At 39.7% G+C, this 17,898-nt stretch carries 18 protein-coding genes, 1 tRNA gene and 1 pseudogene; 11 read left to right on the top strand and 9 right to left on the bottom strand.

The annotated features are described in order from the left end of the window. Positions 1-15: 15 nt before the first annotated feature. Positions 16-681 (top strand): NAD(P)H:quinone oxidoreductase, encoded by a 666-nt coding sequence (gene wrbA, locus KHB02_RS11925; RefSeq protein ID WP_213140691.1) that lies wholly within the window; start codon positions 16-18, stop codon positions 679-681. Positions 682-816: 135 nt separating this feature from the next. On the opposite strand, the gene KHB02_RS11920 is transcribed toward wrbA (KHB02_RS11925), so the two are convergent. Further along, entirely contained in the window at positions 817-1,128 is a 312-nt protein-coding gene (locus KHB02_RS11920) for a winged helix-turn-helix transcriptional regulator (RefSeq protein WP_213140690.1), read from the bottom strand. 383 nt (positions 1,129-1,511) lie between these two features. Here KHB02_RS11920 and KHB02_RS11915 point away from each other — a divergent pair, with 383 nt between their 5' ends. From KHB02_RS11915 to KHB02_RS11900, 4 genes are all read left to right on the top strand, one after another. Next, a complete protein-coding gene (locus KHB02_RS11915; RefSeq protein ID WP_213141297.1) occupies positions 1,512-2,144 on the top strand; it encodes an MFS transporter in 633 nt (210 codons plus the stop codon). Positions 2,145-2,506: 362 nt separating this feature from the next. Further along, on the top strand, positions 2,507-3,142 hold the full coding sequence (gene cdaS / locus KHB02_RS11910; RefSeq protein ID WP_213140689.1) for a sporulation-specific diadenylate cyclase CdaS: 636 nt from the start codon (positions 2,507-2,509) through the stop codon (positions 3,140-3,142). A 41-nt stretch (positions 3,143-3,183) separates the two neighbouring features. Next, complete coding sequence (locus tag KHB02_RS11905) at positions 3,184-4,515, top strand: glycoside hydrolase family 18 protein (RefSeq protein ID WP_213140688.1); 1,332 nt, start codon at positions 3,184-3,186, stop codon at positions 4,513-4,515. Positions 4,516-4,545: 30 nt separating this feature from the next. Then, positions 4,546-4,869: a 2Fe-2S iron-sulfur cluster-binding protein gene (locus tag KHB02_RS11900; protein ID WP_213140687.1), complete on the top strand. Its 324-nt coding sequence runs from the start codon at positions 4,546-4,548 to the stop codon at positions 4,867-4,869. A gap of 108 nt (positions 4,870-4,977) precedes the next feature. Here the strand turns inward: KHB02_RS11900 and KHB02_RS11895 are convergent, their stop codons facing one another. Further along, positions 4,978-5,403 (bottom strand): threonine/serine exporter family protein, encoded by a 426-nt coding sequence (locus tag KHB02_RS11895; protein WP_213140686.1) that lies wholly within the window; start codon positions 5,401-5,403, stop codon positions 4,978-4,980. Positions 5,404-5,421: 18 nt separating this feature from the next. After that, positions 5,422-6,173, bottom strand: a pseudogene (locus KHB02_RS11890) (threonine/serine exporter family protein). A 283-nt stretch (positions 6,174-6,456) separates the two neighbouring features. Here KHB02_RS11890 and wrbA (KHB02_RS11885) point away from each other — a divergent pair. Next, a complete protein-coding gene (wrbA, locus tag KHB02_RS11885) occupies positions 6,457-7,077 on the top strand; it encodes an NAD(P)H:quinone oxidoreductase (protein WP_213140685.1) in 621 nt (206 codons plus the stop codon). A 113-nt stretch (positions 7,078-7,190) separates the two neighbouring features. Here wrbA (KHB02_RS11885) and KHB02_RS11880 read toward each other — a convergent pair whose 3' ends face one another. After that, a complete protein-coding gene (locus KHB02_RS11880) occupies positions 7,191-7,778 on the bottom strand; it encodes a hydrolase (RefSeq protein WP_241113833.1) in 588 nt (195 codons plus the stop codon). Positions 7,779-8,254: 476 nt separating this feature from the next. Here KHB02_RS11880 and KHB02_RS11875 point away from each other — a divergent pair, with 476 nt between their 5' ends. Next, a complete protein-coding gene (locus KHB02_RS11875; protein ID WP_213140683.1) occupies positions 8,255-8,743 on the top strand; it encodes a CBO0543 family protein in 489 nt (162 codons plus the stop codon). A gap of 16 nt (positions 8,744-8,759) precedes the next feature. After that, the gene (locus KHB02_RS11870; protein WP_241113831.1) at positions 8,760-8,912 is read left to right on the top strand and encodes a hypothetical protein; all 153 of its coding nucleotides are present in this window, start codon (positions 8,760-8,762) and stop codon (positions 8,910-8,912) included. Here KHB02_RS11870 and KHB02_RS30025 read toward each other — a convergent pair. From KHB02_RS30025 to KHB02_RS11855, 4 genes are all read right to left on the bottom strand, one after another. Beyond that, positions 8,892-9,182 carry an HXXEE domain-containing protein gene (locus KHB02_RS30025; protein ID WP_213140682.1) on the bottom strand — a complete coding sequence of 97 codons (291 nt, stop codon included), beginning with the start codon at positions 9,180-9,182 and terminating at the stop codon, positions 8,892-8,894. The genes KHB02_RS11870 and KHB02_RS30025 overlap by 21 nt on opposite strands. Further along, the gene (locus tag KHB02_RS11865) at positions 9,139-9,363 is read right to left on the bottom strand and encodes an HXXEE domain-containing protein (protein WP_213140681.1); all 225 of its coding nucleotides are present in this window, start codon (positions 9,361-9,363) and stop codon (positions 9,139-9,141) included. Before KHB02_RS11865 ends, KHB02_RS30025 begins: the two co-directional genes overlap by 44 nt. A 168-nt stretch (positions 9,364-9,531) precedes the next feature. Beyond that, positions 9,532-9,605, bottom strand: a tRNA-Arg gene (locus tag KHB02_RS11860). A gap of 63 nt (positions 9,606-9,668) precedes the next feature. Further along, complete coding sequence (locus KHB02_RS11855) at positions 9,669-10,412, bottom strand: YwaF family protein (protein ID WP_213140680.1); 744 nt, start codon at positions 10,410-10,412, stop codon at positions 9,669-9,671. A 254-nt stretch (positions 10,413-10,666) separates the two neighbouring features. Between KHB02_RS11855 and KHB02_RS11850 the strand changes: the two genes are divergently transcribed. From KHB02_RS11850 to mutL, 3 genes are all read left to right on the top strand, one after another. Next, entirely contained in the window at positions 10,667-12,499 is a 1,833-nt protein-coding gene (locus KHB02_RS11850) for a M6 family metalloprotease domain-containing protein (RefSeq protein WP_213140679.1), read from the top strand. Between the two features lie 395 nt (positions 12,500-12,894). Then, positions 12,895-15,537 carry a DNA mismatch repair protein MutS gene (gene mutS / locus KHB02_RS11845; protein ID WP_213140678.1) on the top strand — a complete coding sequence of 881 codons (2,643 nt, stop codon included), beginning with the start codon at positions 12,895-12,897 and terminating at the stop codon, positions 15,535-15,537. Between the two features lie 21 nt (positions 15,538-15,558). Continuing rightward, positions 15,559-17,484 (top strand): DNA mismatch repair endonuclease MutL, encoded by a 1,926-nt coding sequence (mutL, locus tag KHB02_RS11840; protein ID WP_213140677.1) that lies wholly within the window; start codon positions 15,559-15,561, stop codon positions 17,482-17,484. Positions 17,485-17,495: 11 nt separating this feature from the next. On the opposite strand, the gene KHB02_RS11835 is transcribed toward mutL, so the two are convergent. Then, the coding region (locus tag KHB02_RS11835; protein WP_241113829.1) for a hypothetical protein at positions 17,496-17,898 on the bottom strand (403 nt) is incomplete at its 5' end.

Genomic DNA, 17,898 nt, shown 5'->3' with positions numbered 1-17,898 from the left:
AGGAGGTGTATCAATATGGGCTTTCTATCCAAATTATTTGGAAATTCATCAGAAAAGGAGAATGAAAAAATGACAAATGTTAAACTAGCAGTTATTTATTACAGCATGGGCGGAACAAACTACCAGTTAGCAAGATGGGCAGAAGAAGGTGCTAAAGAGGCAGGTGCTGAGGTAAAAGTATTAAAAGTACCTGAACTTGCTCCACAATCAGCTATCGAAGGGAATCCGGTTTGGAAAGCTACAGTTGAAAAAACAAAAGATGTACCAGAGGTTAAATTAGACGACTTAGAATGGGCAGATGCAATTATATTCAGCGTACCAACTAGATTTGGTAATATGCCATCACAAATGAAACAATTCCTAGATACTACAGGTGGACTTTGGTTTAATGGAAAACTTGTAAATAAAGTTGTAAGCGCAATGTCATCAGCACAAAATGCTCACGGCGGTCAAGAGGCAACTATTTTATCACTATATACAACGATGTATCACTGGGGTGCAATTGTGGCTGCTCCTGGTTATACTGATCCAGTTACATTTGGAGCTGGTGGAAACCCATATGGAACAAGTGTTACTGTTGGTCAAGATGGAAAAATGATTGAAGATGTTCAAGCAGCAGTAAAACATCAAGCAAAGCGTACTGTTACAGTGGCAGAATGGGTAAAAAAAGCAAATCAATAAACGGAATAAATATAAAATTAAGAGAGCTATTCAAAGAGAGAGAGGATTGGCTCTCTTTTTTGATATAACAATAAAAAACACACTGTGAACTTGCAGTGTGTTTTTTCTTAAAATTAAAATGGAAGTATTTTTATTTTATAACCATTTGTCTGCCCATTCTTCTAAAGCTTTGAGCGATCGTCCAAGCTCTGTACCTTTTTTTGTTAGCGAATATTCAGTCCGTACAGGACGGTCTGCAATAACATTTCTTAACACAATCCCATTGTCCTCAAGCTCTTTCATCCGTTCATTTAATACTCTTTTACTTAAATCTGGTATAAAGGCATGGATTTCACTAAATCTTTTCGGTTCCGCCATTAGTGTATGGACAATTAATCCCATCCATTTCTTTCCCATAATATGATAGCACTCTTCAACTTTGCTGCATAATTTATTTTCTGTATCCATATATAAACACCCCTAATGGTTCCTAGGTTATTTTTAATAACTATAATTTAATAATAACAGAGTCAGTTAATAAAATAAAGTAACTACTGGATTTTAATTACCAAAACAAAGGTTTTGTCCTGGTTCATTCACAAAATTGACACATATAAATTGATAATTTAGTTACAAATAGTTATTATGTTTACACAAAGTAACCAAACGATTGAACCTTTATTCGAATAGTGAATCATGAAAAAGTCATTTAGATACCAGGAAAAATTAAAATGGTATGAGGTTAAATTGATAGGGGGGATCATTCAGGAAATAGAAATTATTTTTTTATATTTCATCTCGGTACTGAGATTATTAAATTGAAGATAAAAATTCGAACATCACTAATATTCATGATGAGTACGATGCTGATTGGTGCAGTTAACGTATATTTGTTTAAAGAATACTTCCATAATACAGCAGCATTAAGTATTATCGGGATTATTCAAACAGTCACTGTATTTATTGCTATTCCTTTAGTAAAACCGTTAGTGAACAAATTTGGTAAAAAGGAGACTACAGCAATAGGAATGTTAATAGCAGGTTCGGTATATATGCTTTTATACCTCCTGCCAAATTTATCAACAACTCAATTCATTGCCATTTCAGCTGTAGGAATGTTTGGATATGCCTTCTTTAATACCATGATATGGGCTTTTGTTACGGATGTAATCGATTACCATGAATTTCTGACTGGATTAAGAGAAGATGGTACAGTATATTCTTTCTATTCTTTTGCCCGCAAAGTTGGTCAAGCCATTGCTGGAGGTATCGGCGGCTTTGCCATTACAGCCATTGGCTATGATGCAGCACGTGCAGTGCAAACCCAAGGTACGCTGAATGGACTTTATCAACTAGCTACCATCGTACCTGCAGTTATCTATTTATTGATTTTCTTTATATTAGTCTTTCTATATCCATTAACGAAGCAACACATGAAACAGCTATCGATTGATTTAGCTGAACAAAGGAAGACTAGAAAGTGATAGAATTACTGTTTTTTCATTCCTTCTCATATAAATGAAACAACTAACAAATACTACCTTATAGCAAAATAATAAGGGGTAATTCAAGATGGTTAAAACAATTGCATCGCTTCTGTTAATATGAATTTTTGGTTTTTTTCAATCTATCCAAACATATGCTCAAGTCATTTATGAAACAAAATATGGAGATACCTTAACCAATATAGCAATTCAATACAAAACTAAACCAGAAGCTATTGCTAAATTAAATGGCTTAAAAAAAGATGCGCATCTTGTTGTAGGACAAGCCTTATTAATTTCAGGTTCTTCCTGCATTTGCTCCCCTAAACGAAATACGGTATATGGATATGGAGTGATCATTCATGGACAGCAATAATTGTGACTTCTCACCTATGAAACAACATTTAGAAGATGGAATTCAACATCTAATTCTTATGCTCCAATCTAACTTGAATGTACTTGGTAACGAAAATTATTGTTTGTTGGGAAGTCTCGAAGATGTTAAAGAACATCTAATGGAAATTGAATCAATGGCTGCTTCTTTTTATTTGAATTGCTATTTATCATCTTTTACGGACACTTATAAAGATTTATCCACCTCTGTTCAGCACCTTTCGAAACATAGGCATGGTGCACTGATCGTTGTGGAACGTCGTGATTTGGTTGAACCTAATATTCAAATAGGAACAGCAATTGGAGCATTAGTAACGCCTAAATTAATAGAATCCATTTTTTATCCGGGCAACCCTTTGCATGATGGGGCTGTTTTAATTCGGGGAAACCAACTTATTTCGGCAGGAAATGTTCTTCCTTTAACCACAACTATAATAGAAGAAAAAAAACTAGGGACACGGCACCGAGCAGCTCTTGGAATTTCAGAACAATGCGATGCGCTTGCATTGGTTGTTTCAGAAGAAACAGGTAGAATTTCATTTGCCTTAAACGGAAAATTGTATCCAATTAATACCACTAAGCCCATCAATTTGAAGGGTAATTAGGTTTAAACATTTGAGATAAATTTATTCCAGGAGGCTTCCTAATGACTAAAAAAATATTATTTTTCCTTTTAACAGTTTTCATGGTTTTAATGACTCCCATTTATACTTATGCCCAAGTAATCCATGAAGTGAAATCTGGTGACAGCCTGTCAAAAATTTCGAGAAAATACCAAATCAACAAAGACGATCTTGCTAAGCTAAATGGTTTAGCAAAGAATACTCAACTTGTGCTTGGACAGTCTTTATTAATACCTGGTGAGACATATGTCGTTCAACCCGGTGAAAGTGTATGGGAAATTGCTAATCGACACGCTATTAGTGAGGAAACATTAATGCGGCAAAATGGTTTAAAAAGCCGTGTAATTATTCCAGGTCAGAAATTGAGTATTCCTCGTCCGCCAAAAATGAATATTTGGACAGGCACCTATTTTGTTCCAAAAGATAAGAATTCTAATGCTTGGATGTTGGAAAATTATAAAAGTACACTTACTAGTATCTTCGTGTTTGAGTATAGGTCCGATGAACAAGGAAACATCATTGAAACACCCGAAAACCAGGCTCATAAGATTGCATGGAATAAGAACCTCCCTCCGTTTGCAACACTTACAAATTTAAGTGAAAAGGGGTTTGATCCGAACCTAACTCATAAGTTAATAAGCACGCCGTGGTTAAGACAGAAATTTGTCAAAAATATTTACTCGCTTTTAGATAGCCATGATTACAAAGGAGTCGTAATTGACTTTGAACAGGTTAAGACAAAAGATCGGGCAAACCTTAACCAGTTTATTCAGGAATTAGCTGCCAAGCTACATCCGGCAGGAATGGAAGTTATGATGGCGGTACCACCAAAAGAAGGGGATCAGAACCCATCTTATTCTTCTGCCTATGATTACCGAATACTAGGGAAATACTTAGATAGAATGTTTTTGATGACGTATGATTGGCATTGGCCAGGAGGTCCTTCAGGTCCGATTGCTCCAATAGACAAAGTAAAATTAACCCTTGATTATGCCGTATCTGTTGTTGATAAATCCAAGTTGATGCTTGGAATTCCTCAATATGCCTATGATTGGGTTATCGGAACGAATAAGCGATCAGGTTCTGCTTATTCCACCCAACATGCCATTGATTTATATACTGGATACCAAAGTCAAGTTCATTACGATGAAAATGCTGCTGCCCCCTGGTTCCGTTATGTTGATAAAAAAGGAAATCTACATGAAGTATGGTTTGAGGACCCAAGAAGCCTGCTTGTTAAATTCCGTCTTGTTCGTCAATATGGATTAGCTGGAATGGGCTGCTGGCATTTAGGTCTAACCATGCCTCAAACAGAAAAAATGCTGCTTGAGGAATTTAATGTGCATAAACATTAATTACAAATTTATAGATATGGAGGTACAAAAATGCCCAAAATCACTGTTTTGGGACATGGAACTTTTGATATTGAACGTGGTAAAAAATTGGTATTAGCATTAGAAGACAACGGTGTAAAAATACTGCACAAATGTGGTGGGAGGGCAAAATGTACAACCTGCAGAGTAGAAATTTTGGGCGGTGAATATTGCGATTTAACAAATGTTGAGAAAGTTGCATTTTATGAGAAGGGAATTTTTGATGATCATTTGCGCCTGTCCTGTCAAATCCGTGTGGAAGGAGATTTAGAGGTGCGACCAGTAATGACCGTTGAAAATTCGGGGATGGATGAAGGTCCAAGGCCTGAAGATTAAAAAATATAAAAACTAAAGTTACCATCATACAGCAAAAAGCTAATCGATAATTCGGTTAGCTTTTACCATTATGAACTCAAATTTTTATACATGGCAACTGATATGATATTAGACCTTTCTAAATTTTAAGATTTGGGTGAGAGCTTCGGATAACACGAGACCGAAAGCAATTGCACCAGAAGTCATTAATGCTTTCGCGGCAAACTGAATAGCTAAGTTATAATGATTTTCAACAAAATTTCTTGTTGCATCATATGCTAAACCTCCAGGAACTAAAGGAATAATACCTGAAATGGTAAATATTATTATGGGGGTTTTATAAATCTTTGCAAATATTTGACTAATTACAGCAATAAAAAATGTTGCGGTTAAAGTGGCGAGGATTGTATTAATATTATTGTTTACCATTAATACAAGTAACAGTCTACCTATCATACCAACCAAGCAACATTGGAATAAAGAATTTAGTGGAACATTAAAAATTACAGCAAATGCTCCTGATACAATAAAGTTTGTTAAAACTTGTAAAATCATACATTTATTCCTTTCACATTAAAAAAGTGCAAAGACGATTGCTATGCCTGAAGAAATTGCAAATGCTGTTAAGGATGCTTCGGCACCTTTTGATAAGCCGGAAACGAGGTGTCCTGCCATTAAATCCCTTACCGCATTGGTAATTAGAAGACCTGGGACTAGAGGCATCACGGAAGATATAATAATATTAGATAGATCATGTCCTGCACCAACTTTTATAAAAAGATATGACATTAGTCCAATTACAAGAGAGGCTAAAAATTCCGCGAAGAACTTTATATTAACCAAACGATCAAGAAATATTTGGCAAGTAAAACCTGCCCCTCCTATAATGAATGATGGTAAAAAGTCATTCCATCCGCCATTAAACATAATTAAGGAAAAGCCGCTTGCTATAGAAGCTGCAGCAATGTTTATATACATGGGATATTGAGGATATCCCTCTTCAATTGATTTTAAAATTTTGTAAGCTTCTTCTGCTGACATATCTCCACTACTAATACTCCTAGAAATATTGTTTACTTTGATAACTTTGTTTAAATTCGTTGTGCGTTTAGTTATTCTTTGTAATTTTGTTTTCTCAGCACTATGTAAAGAAAATATAATTCCTGTAGGTGTTACATAGCTTTGGGGATCATTGCTGCCGAAGGATCTAGCTATCCGCATCATGGTATCTTCTACACGATAGGTCTCAGCCCACTTTGCAACATAATTTTTCCAGCTAGTAAACATACTTCTGTGATATCATTTATCACTTGCCTATTTCTCATCGTTCATCTCTCCAAGTGTAAGTAGATGTACTTAAGGTATCCAATACGCAAGTGATATGTTCAATGCTAATGAAGGTAAATAATTGAAAAAAAGAAATTTTGTTCAGTAATATGCCAAGCACTAGAAGCGTGGTCCACGTGTTTCTAAATATGTATTCTTTAATTAGGATATCAATTTAGAGTGAAGGAAATAATAGGTAGGGAAAAATGAAAATTAATGTAGAGCAATACTGATTCGGTAATTTGCTCATTTTTTTCATAAAAGAAAAGGAGAATGAGAACGATGTCAAATGTAAAGCTTGCCATCATCTACTATAGTTCGACAGGTACAAATTATCAATTAGCTCAATGGGCTGCAGAGGGAGCACAGGAGTCTGGAGCAGAGGTGAAGGTCTTAAAAGTACCAGAATTAGCTCCTCAATCTGTGATTGATTCTAATCCGGAATGGAAAAACTATGTTGAGGAAGTTGCGGTATGTGTTCCGACTGTATCACTTGGTGATTTAGAATGGGCAGATGCCATTATTTTTAGTGTACCAACCCGATTTGGTAATATGCCATCTCAAATGAAACAGTTCTTAGATACAACAGGTGGTCTTTGGTTTAATGGAAAACTTATCAACAAAGTGGTAAGTGCAATGAGCTCTGCACAAAATTCACACGGTGGTCAGGAAGCCACAATATTATCATTATATACGACGATGCATCATTGGGGAGCCATTATTGCAGCACCAGGGTATACAAATCAAGTCATTTTCGGGGCCGGTGGAAATCCGTATGGAACCAGCGTAACAGTAGATCAGTCAGGTAAGATGGTTGAAGATGTCCGTGCCATTCAAGATGCCGTGAAACATCAGGCAAAACGCACTGTTACCATAGCAGGATGGGTAAAAAAAACAAATTAATAATTTTTTAATAAAAACTAATCGGGCCTCCGGTTAGTTTTTCTGTCTTTATCCAAAAATCTTAAAAATTGTAAACTAATAATAGTCTTCAGCAAAATCACTAATCCCTTTTCTTACGTAATAAGTCCAAACATCTCGTTAGCATAAATAACTCCCAATCCGTAAGCACCTCCGTGCTGTCTAACAATATCGAGTGTCCCATTGTAGGTTTCTTTATGAGCCCAATCACGTTGTAACTCTAGCAAATATTGTAGCCAAGTAATTGGGGTTGCTCCAGCTTGTGTCATACGTATGACGGCCATGTCGTGGGTCTCTTTACTCACCCCACCTGAGGCATCCGAGACAAAATACACTTCATATCCGTCAGAGATAGCGCTCAAAACCGGTTCAAGCAAACATACCTCTGTCCAAAGACCGGCGATTACTATTTTTCGTTTCCTATATTCATTAATTTGTCTTACTACTCTGGGATCCTCCCATGCATTCATCGTTGTTCGATCAATAGGTATTTGATCAGGAAAGACTGATTGGATTTCTGATAAAATTTTACCGCTGAAAGTTGCCGCGGTTATTGATGTCAATATAGTAGGGATTCTGAATAATTTCGCGGTTTTTGCCAATCCGGCAATATTGTTGCGCAGGAGTGCACTATCATGTGATTGGACCGAAAAAACCATTTGCGGTTGATGGTCGGTTAACATCAGGATATGGTCAGTCGGAGTAAGCAAACGCCGGAATTGGCGGCCTGATGTCGTTCTCTTTGAACTTCCGGGGACTCCGGAAGGAATACCATAAAAATGGTTATTACAAAATGGGCACCTATAAACTACAGGTTTCATGTTAATTCCTCCAGAGTTTTTGGGACTAAAAATTTAATTCTTCAAAGTATATGCATAAAGACCATACGGGGTGATTTACTCTTGTTAATAAAATTTCCTCACTATTTATATCCCCATATTGTTCTAGGCAGGAATGGAAGTCACATTTATGTAACACATTTGTTTTTGATTTCAATTACCATTCAAAAGGTTAAAAAAATCATGAGTCAACGACCTAATCCATAGAAACGTTTCGTTAGTTTTCTTTTAAAAAAAATTCTAAAAACTACCTGTATTAAAGATTTGTTTTGGGCAATTTAAGGTTATCACGATTACAGAAAATGAGAGGATGTTAATAGGTGGAGAAAAAGTTGTTAAACTTATTACTAGCAGTATGTATTGCTTCTTTTCCATTTTTATTCAAGGGACCAAAAATGAGAGAAAATCTTTTGATTTTTTTCTCAAAAGGTGTTATTGCTACTCTAATTGATGCTTATGTTGTTGGAAGACAAAAACTTGAATATCCAGTTCGTCCTTTTCCAAAAATTTTTAAAACGAATATTATTTATGACATGTTATTTTTCCCGATTTTAAGTGTGATCTGGGTAAAGATCTCGTATAATGATAATTTCGGTAAAATTTTGTTAAAAAGCTTAATTTTTAGTGTACCAATGAGTGTGGGGCAATGGATTATGGAAAAGTACACCGGTTTATTTAAATGGAAAAAATGGTCACCTTTCCATACATTTGTCAGTGTTAATTTCACACTGTTTACAATTAGAGGGTTTATTGGGTTAATAAAAATTTTAGATAAGTTAAAAGGCAAACAGGAAATAACCGAATCTTAAAGTACGGATGATTCATTTGGACAAAGGAATCGGGATGAGCCAAGAGCAAATCGACCGCCTTGGCTCCCCGTATTATTCCTTAAAGGAAAGCGGGACGGGGCTCGGAGTGATGGTAAGTTACAAAAGGGTTGGGAACCTTCATTTTGTATTAGACAGAATACCGATTTAATTTTTGTCCTAGAAGATTCCCTATTAGAAAAATTGGTATCATCAAAACAGTGAGCGGAATACTTTTGAATAGTAACTGTTTGTCGATGAAACCTAGTTCGAACAAGCGGTAATAGGTTAGAAAAGAATAGGGAATTACGATGAATAAAGCTGTTATAACACCAGGCGTATAATCACGAAAAATGATTGTTTGACCAACATGGGAAAATGCCTGGAGAAAAAACAGATTAAATATAGTCAGAAATACAAGGAAGTTTGGCAGATTTCTCACCCAACCTTTTTTTAATGGTTAGTATAAGCTTGGCGAAGAAACTATCCGGAATCTGTTTTTTGTACTTTGTTATAAAACTCTCAATAGTTATGATCTCTTCCAAGGCATGGAACATAAACATGATAGGGAATAACCAGATAATGATTTCAATATTGATAAGTTTATGAAATACCTCAATCATAATAATCCTCCTGACCTAATTCGGCAACCGAAGCATGTCTAATAATTTATTTTTATGTTCTGAAAGGAATTTCATTACTTATATATTGAACAAACTAACCGAGTGTTTTAGAAAAACTAAGAGAGCAAATCAAAAACACCCTTGCATCGGCAAGGGTGTTTGTATGTACGTCCCGAAGAGGATTCGAACCTCCGACCTACAGTTTAGGAAACTGTTGCTCTATCCTGCTGAGCTATCGGGACAAATAAAAATTAAGGAACGTTTATTATTATAATTCGAACATCGAAAAAGGTCAATAATGAAGTTTAGCGAATTGGCAGTTCTTTTATTTTTTTGGTGTTTCCGTTACCTTTTTCCCGGAAAATTAACCAGACGATAAGACTTAGCGAGATTAACAGCCCTTCAAGCGATAAAATATAGTATGGATATGGCCCCAAGACGTCTAATAAACTTGCTGTTTTCGGTTTGTGGCTTAAATACATATAATTTCCGCCCACAAGTTTATTGATCCACATGATGATTGGCATCAGCACATTTAAGAAAACAAAAAGCTTTACGACAGACCAAATAGTTGGGCGGTAGCCCTTAACCCAAGTGAAATAGAACACTACCCAGATGTCCATCAAATGTGTGTAAAAGAAATGAAAGAAACGAAAATGTGGAAAGTCAAAGTTTAAGGCTGGGGTAAAAATGGCCTGTGACGCGCCTAATAGGGCTGTGAACAACAAAATTTCATATATGATTTTCTTCCTAGTTAGTAACAAAAGTACAGTCAAAATTAAGCTGATGCTGCAGAGTTCTAATGGAATAGCGTGACTAACGTCCCAGTCTCCGTTTATATACATCCAGAAATGATAGGTCAGTTCTATTAAAATTAACGAGACCGCTGCTCCAATCTCTACCTTTCTCCATTTGTTGTTGTCGAAAAATTTTCTCCGATTTACAAAAATTGCAGTGGATCCTGCTAGTAAGATGGCAATGATCATCCAATGACTGATTGAGAACATTTCGAAATCAAAGTCTTTATAGCTGCCCCCAAACCAATCCATTGATACCATCTCCTTTTCCCATTCGATTTTAAATACTTCTAAGTATATTATGACCGTTTTATATTCTGCTTGTAAGGACCTATCGGTTTGCAAATTATTACAAAATTTTACAATAGTGTTTCCGAATTTGTATCGTAGGTCTTACATCTTATAAAAATTGAAAACGTTACCAAAGTTGCGGGAATTAAGTACCTTTTGACTACTGGAAAAATTTGATATGTTTGAATAGTACGATTTTATTAGGAGGGATGCTCTTGTTAAAAGTATTATCGAAAACCGGTCTAACATTGGCGTTGGCAGGAAGTATTGCATTGGCGGGATTCCAGCCGGGCGGAGAAGCAAAACAGGCTTCTAGTACATATGGTTTAAGTTTGGCCCATTATGTAGGTGCGGCTCCGGAACTAGCTGAAAAAGCTAAGAAGCTGGGAAAAGATCTTTCAAAGGTTGACCCTGCAGAAAAACTGGCAAATCAAGGGGCAAAATTCCAGCAGGCCGGAGACAATCATGTTGCTTACCGTGATGCAAAAGGTGATGTGCCTGTACTTGTTATTTTGGCTAAATATAAAGATGGTGACGAGCCGATTGGGGACCTGAAAGGACAGGTGCCAGCGCATTACTATGAGGATTTGATTTTTGGAACAGAGTATAATCCGTATGAATTACCATATTTCTCTCAATATGCAGAATATAAAGGCGTACCAGCACCAACGGACCGTACAATGCAAAATGCTTATACCGAATCTAGTAATGGTGTAATTAATCTTGTTCACGATGGTAAACAATTAGTTTGGGTAGAGTTGCCCCACGGAGCCTCCTACTATTTAGACCAGGAAGGTAAGTTCGCTGAAAATGGGAAATATGTTTTAGGTAATGTGAACGGCGATGCCCATACAGGTGAGTTCATCCGCGACTTATTAAAGGCTGCCGATGACCAAATTGATTTTTCAAAGTACGCTGTAAAAGGGGAAGTTCCGAATGTGTTCGTCATCCATGAAGGAACCGGTGCGGAGTGGAGTGCAGACCCTGCTCAGTTCTGGTCTCATAAGTGGAATCTATTAAGTGCGTTGTACTATGGCAAATACTATGAAACTGGTAAACCGGCTGATGTATATGCTGGAATGAGCCAAGGGGCTTGGATTAATAAAACGATTGCGGAAGACATGACCTACGACGGAGTTATCGTCAATAACTACAACATTCAGCCAGCCATCGGCGGGAACGTAGCTGGATTTAACGAAGCTACAGGCGGATATGATGAAGCATCGAAAACGGGTCCATATCCTGCTACTGCCGGGGTTTATGCCCATGAATTCGGCCACGCTTTAGGATTGCCGGATTTCTATGATACGGCATACTCATCTGAAGGAGTAGGAAACTATTCCATGATGGCAGGTGGCTCTTGGATGCGATATCCGGACAGCGGCGCGTATTCCGGTAACTCACCGACCCATTTTGATCCTTTTTCAAAAATTTTCTTAGGATGGGCTGAGCCGATTGAGGTTAAACCTGGGGATGGTGTACAAACAATTACCTTGCCGGCAATTAGTAGATCTGCTGCGAATAATGGCATCGTTAAAATGGAAGTGCCAGGCTCCAATGGAACAGAGTATTTCTTGTTTGAAAATGTCCAGCAGGACGGCTTTAACAAAGGGCTAATTCGCCAAGGTGCTGATTCGCACGGTTTAGTAGCATGGCATGTTGATGAAAATATCATCAGCCTCTATCAGACCGCCGGTTTCCGTCCGAATAACGTGGAAAACTGGATGAACAAACGCTTCCAATACAACCAGTCAGCGAAAGCCGGTGACGGCACAGTTGTTACTCACTACGGATTATCTGTCGTGCAGGCGGACGGAAAATATGACTTAGAGAAAAATAAAAACCGTGGTGATGCAGGGGACTTCTTTAAGACAGGTTCCAAGATTACGCCAACTACGTCCAATGTTCACACAGGTTCATACTATTTCTGGAAGGGCAATAGCGCGACACCAGCCGATTCTGGTATCCATGTAACCGATATCAAAGAGAATGGTGATGGTTCCATTACCGCGAAGTTCTTCTATAGTACGAATGAAGGTACAAAATAAAAAAACAAAGAAACCTGGGCTTTTATTTAGCTCAGGTTTCTTTATTATTGTTTCTTCTAATATCTAGGAAGAAGTCTGTTATATAAATGATCGATTTTTAACGCCCGAACAGCACAAGGAAACAAGTCGCCGGTCGTTATGAAGGGCTCATAACGCCCGAACAGCACAAGGAAACAAGTCCCCAGTCGTTATGAAGGCTCATAATGCCCAAACTGTCACTGCAATCCTGACTCTGGTTGATTAGATTTTACCTTTTAGAAGTATATACCATCGATAACCTGAAGAATTTTTTAACAGCAATAGAGATAGTTTTTTCTACCAACAAAATATCCCCCCATTTATGGTATAATTGTTTGTCGAAGATAATCGAAAGTTTTTAAACGGTGGAGGAAATTATGACAGCATACACGCCGATGATACAGCAATATTTAGCAGTTAAGGCAGATTACAAGGATGCCTTTTTATTTTTTCGTTTAGGCGACTTTTATGAAATGTTTTTCGAGGATGCCATTAACGCATCCCAGGAATTAGAGATAACCTTAACCAGCCGCGAAGGCGGTACAGAGGAACGGATTCCGATGTGCGGCGTTCCTTACCATTCAGCGGCCAATTATATTGAACAATTAGTTGCCAAGGGCTACAAGGTAGCGATTTGTGAGCAAACAGAGGATCCGAAGCAGGCAAAAGGAGTCGTGCGTCGGGAAGTGGTTCAGTTAATCACCCCTGGTACGGTGATGGACGGCAAAGGGTTAACTGATAAAGAGAATAACTATATTGCCTCGGTTACCGCTTTCGACGATACCACATTCGGACTAGCATATAACGATATTTCCACAGGTGAAAGCAGAGTAACCCTACTGACCAATTTTGACGAGGTCCTGAACGAGCTCGCTGTTTTAGGTGCGAAGGAAGTCGTCGTTGCAAGTAATTTTGACGGCGAACTTCAGAAGAAGATGCGCGAACGCGATGTACTGGCCATTTCTTTTGAGGATAATAGTTCAATAGAGATGAATTTTGCCAATCTGCTCGAGGATTTGAACCAGGATAAACTGAAGCAGACGGCAGCAAGGCTGTTTCACTATCTATACCGCTCGCAAAAGAGAAGCCTTGACCATCTTCAGCCCGTCACAACCTATCAAATCCATCAATTTATGAAAATTGATTACTATTCGAAGCGCAACTTGGAATTAACTGAGACGATTCGCTCGAAAGGGAAGAAAGGCTCCTTATTATGGCTGTTGGATGAAACGATGACAGCGATGGGCGGCAGGACATTAAAGCATTGGATTGACCGGCCCTTGATTAACCGTGAACAAATAGAGCATCGCCATACATTGGTGGAAGTTCTCATGAACCATTATTTTGAGCGTCAGGAGCTTCGTGAAAAATTAAAGGAAGTTTATGATTTGGAACGATTGGCGGGCCGTGTTGCCTTTGGTAATGTAAACGCCCGTGATTTGGTGCAATTAAAGTATTCGCTCCTGCAGGTACCATTTTTAAAAGAAATTCTTCTCAACATGCAGGATTCCAGAGTGAACGAAATCGCTGAAAAATTGGATCCGTGTGAAGAAGTCACCGATTTATTGGAGCAGGCGATTGTCGAGAATCCGCCGCTTTCGTTAAAAGAAGGAAATATCATCCAGGACGGCTATAATGACCAGCTTGACCAGTATCGTGATGCCAGCCGCAACGGCAAAACGTGGATTGCCCAGCTGGAGCGGGAAGAGCGCGAGAAAACTGGTATCAAATCCTTAAAGGTCGGTTACAACCGTGTGTTTGGCTATTATATAGAAGTAACAAGAGCGAACCTTCATCTCCTTGAGGAAGGCCGATATGAGCGGAAGCAGACCTTAACAAATGCGGAACGCTTTATTACACCTGAATTAAAGGAAAAAGAAGCGTTAATTTTGCAAGCGGAAGAAAAAATTGGCGAGCTTGAATACGAGTTGTTTACGGAAATCCGCGAAACGGTGAAGGAATACATTCCGCGCCTGCAAGCTTTGGCGAAAACCGTGAGTGGGCTGGATGTGCTGCAATGCTTTGCCCAGGTGAGCGAAGATCGCCGCTATGTGAAGCCGCAGTTTTCATCAGAACGCCGGGTTGTCGTGAAGGACGGCCGTCACCCTGTGGTTGAAAAGGTGTTAAATACACAGGAATATGTGCCGAACGACTGTTTGATGGACGGCGACCGTGAAGTGCTGCTGATTACCGGTCCAAATATGTCCGGTAAAAGTACGTACATGCGCCAGATTGCGTTGACAGCTATCTTAGCGCAAATCGGCTGTTATGTACCGGCTTCAGAAGCAGTGCTGCCGATTTTTGACCAAGTCTTTACCCGCATCGGGGCAGCGGATGATTTGATTTCCGGACAAAGTACCTTTATGGTGGAGATGCTTGAAGCGAAGAATGCCATCGCAAATGCGACGCAGAACAGCTTGATTTTGTTTGATGAAATCGGCCGCGGGACGTCCACATATGACGGGATGGCATTAGCGCAGGCGATCATCGAGTATATTCATACTCGTATCGGGGCGAAAACTCTATTTTCGACGCACTATCACGAATTGACGGTATTGGAAGCAGAGCTTTCCAAACTGAAAAATATCCATGTCAGCGCGATTGAGCATCATGGCAAGGTTGTCTTTTTACACAAAATTAAGGAAGGTCCAGCGGATAAGAGCTATGGAATTCATGTGGCTCAGCTGGCCGAACTTCCGGCTGAATTAATTGCAAGGGCAAAAGAGATTTTGACTGCTTTTGAACAGCAACCGGGAGGTCCTGGGGAAGTGAAGGAACAACGAGTGGCCGAGGCTGCTCCGGCTGCAGTTCAGGAATCAATGACAGCGGCGGCTGACCAAGTTGTTCCAGACCATCTCACCCAGCTCTCGTTCTTTGATGAACCGAAGGAAACGAAGAAACCAGAGCTTTCTACCAAAGAAAAGAAGGTTCTTGATAAAATTAAGGAACTGGATTTATTGGATGTGACACCTCTCCAGGCGATTAACGTGTTGTTCGAACTGCAGAAGAAATTAAAGTAGTTTTTTTAGGAGGCGGAATGCATGGGGAAGATTATCCAGCTAGATGATGCCCTGTCTAATAAAATAGCGGCGGGTGAAGTAGTCGAACGCCCCGCCTCTGTTGTCAAAGAATTGGTTGAAAACGCCATTGATGCCGGCAGTACGGTGGTTGAAATTGAGGTCGAAGAAGCGGGACTAGCGAAAATCCGCATCACCGATAATGGTAATGGAATCGAAGAGGATGACGTTTTGCTGGCTTTTCAGCGTCATGCCACGTCAAAAATAAAAAATGAAAATGACCTGTTTCGGATACGGACACTAGGTTTCCGTGGTGAGGCCCTGCCGAGTATCGCCTCTGTTTCGAGACTTGAGCTGAAAACCTCAACCGGTGAAGGTGCCGGGAATCGCGTAGTGATTGAGGGCGGCAAGGTTGAAATTTTTGAAAAAGCATCAAGCAGACGGGGAATGGATATTACCATCACCGATTTGTTTTTCAACACGCCTGCGCGCTTGAAATACATGAAGACGATTCACACAGAGCTAGGGAATATCACCGATGTCGTCAACCGCTTGGCCCTTTCTCATCCCGAGGTGGCGTTCCGATTGATTCACAATGAGCGGAAGCTGCTGCAAACGAACGGAAACGGCGATGTCCGCCAGGTTCTTGCCTCCATTTACGGCATGAGCATCGCCAAACAGCTGGTGCCGATTTCGGGAAAATCGCTGGATTATAAAGTGAGTGGATTTGCATCCATGCCTGAGGTGACCAGGGCTTCAAGGAACTATATCTCGACAATGATTAACGGCCGTTTTATTAAAAATTATTCGCTGGCTAAGGCGATTACCGAAGGGTATCATACGCTGTTGCCGATTGGCCGGTATCCAATCGTGCTTCTCAATATTGAGATGGATCCGCTGCTCGTCGATGTAAACGTTCACCCATCGAAAATGGAGGTCCGCTTTAGTAAAGAAGCGGAAATGAACGAACTGGTCACTTCTATTATAAAAAATGCGTTTAAGTCGAAGATACTGATTCCAACAGCCTATACGAAAAGAGAGGAACCTAAAACGGAGCAGACGGCTTTAGCGCTCGATGAGGGGACTTCTCCTGCACGTTCTTCCTCTGGCTTTGGCGGGGAGCGGCCGACTGCTGTTGCTGAGCCATTTTTTACAAAAATGAAAGAAGAACCCGTGCGGGAAACTGACTTTTCGAATAGGAAAGAGGAATTCGTCCCGCAACCTGAAGTTGGAATTCCTTACTTTAGGGAAATGGAAAAAGTTAAACCGACTAGTGAAAGGGAATATGATTCATTTGAAGATGAGGAAATTCCTCAACACGAGCCCGAGGATTACCCTGAAGTGGAGCCAGCTGTAGAGACAGAGAGCAGGGTCCCACGGATGTATCCGATCGGGCAAATGCACGGAACGTATATTTTTGCACAAAATGAAAATGGCTTATATATCATCGATCAGCATGCTGCGCAAGAACGGCTTAAGTATGAGTATTTCCGAGAAAAAGTCGGTCGGGTTGCTCCGGAGCTGCAGGAGATGCTGGTCCCGTTGACTTTTGAATATTCAACTGATGATTATATTAAAATTACCGAGCATAAGGATGAGCTTGAAAAGGTCGGTGTTTTCCTTGAAGAGTTCGGTATCAATAGTTTCATTGTCCGCTCCCACCCTCAATGGCTGCCAAAGGGGCAGGAGAAGGAAATCATTGAGGAAATGGTTGAACAGCTGCTATTAATGAAAAAAGTGGATATTAAAAAACTCCGCGAGGAAGCGGCAATCATGATGAGCTGTAAAGCCTCCATCAAGGCGAACCGCCATTTGCGGGGTGATGAGATCCAAGCACTTCTCGACGATCTGCGAAAGGCGTCCGATCCGTTCACCTGCCCGCATGGCAGGCCGATTATTGTACATTACTCTGTGTACGAGATGGAGAAAATGTTTAAACGTGTGATGTAGACTTAATTAGCTTAGTTGCGAAACGGGACATATGGCCCTAGATACGGAAATGCCGGTGGATATCCGTAGAGCGTTGGGATCAAATGATAGTAGTGATGTCCAACGTGGATGTAATTATGATTCTGGTGGATGGGTTGGTTCCAAGGACCAACCATAGGTGCATGGACACCTGAGTAAATTGCCCAGTTTGGTCCGGTTATGATATGGGTCATGCTATCACCAACTTTTTGGATTTTTACATTATATGTATTTATAAGAACAGTCGCCAAAAGAAAACTAAGGTCCAATTCGGGAGTGAATTGGGCCTTTTTTGTTTGTAATAAAGAGGGGGGATGGCTATTTTGCCTGAGAGCCTGTATCGATGGGGTGAAGGGTAAAAATAGAGCCGTTATTTTGCCCGTGGGCAAGTGTCGG

The organism is Neobacillus citreus (assembly GCF_018343545.2).
In the GTDB taxonomy this organism is placed as follows: Bacteria; Bacillota; Bacilli; order Bacillales; family Cytobacillaceae; genus Neobacillus; species Neobacillus citreus.
This window is presented reverse-complemented; position numbering and strand designations above follow the sequence as displayed.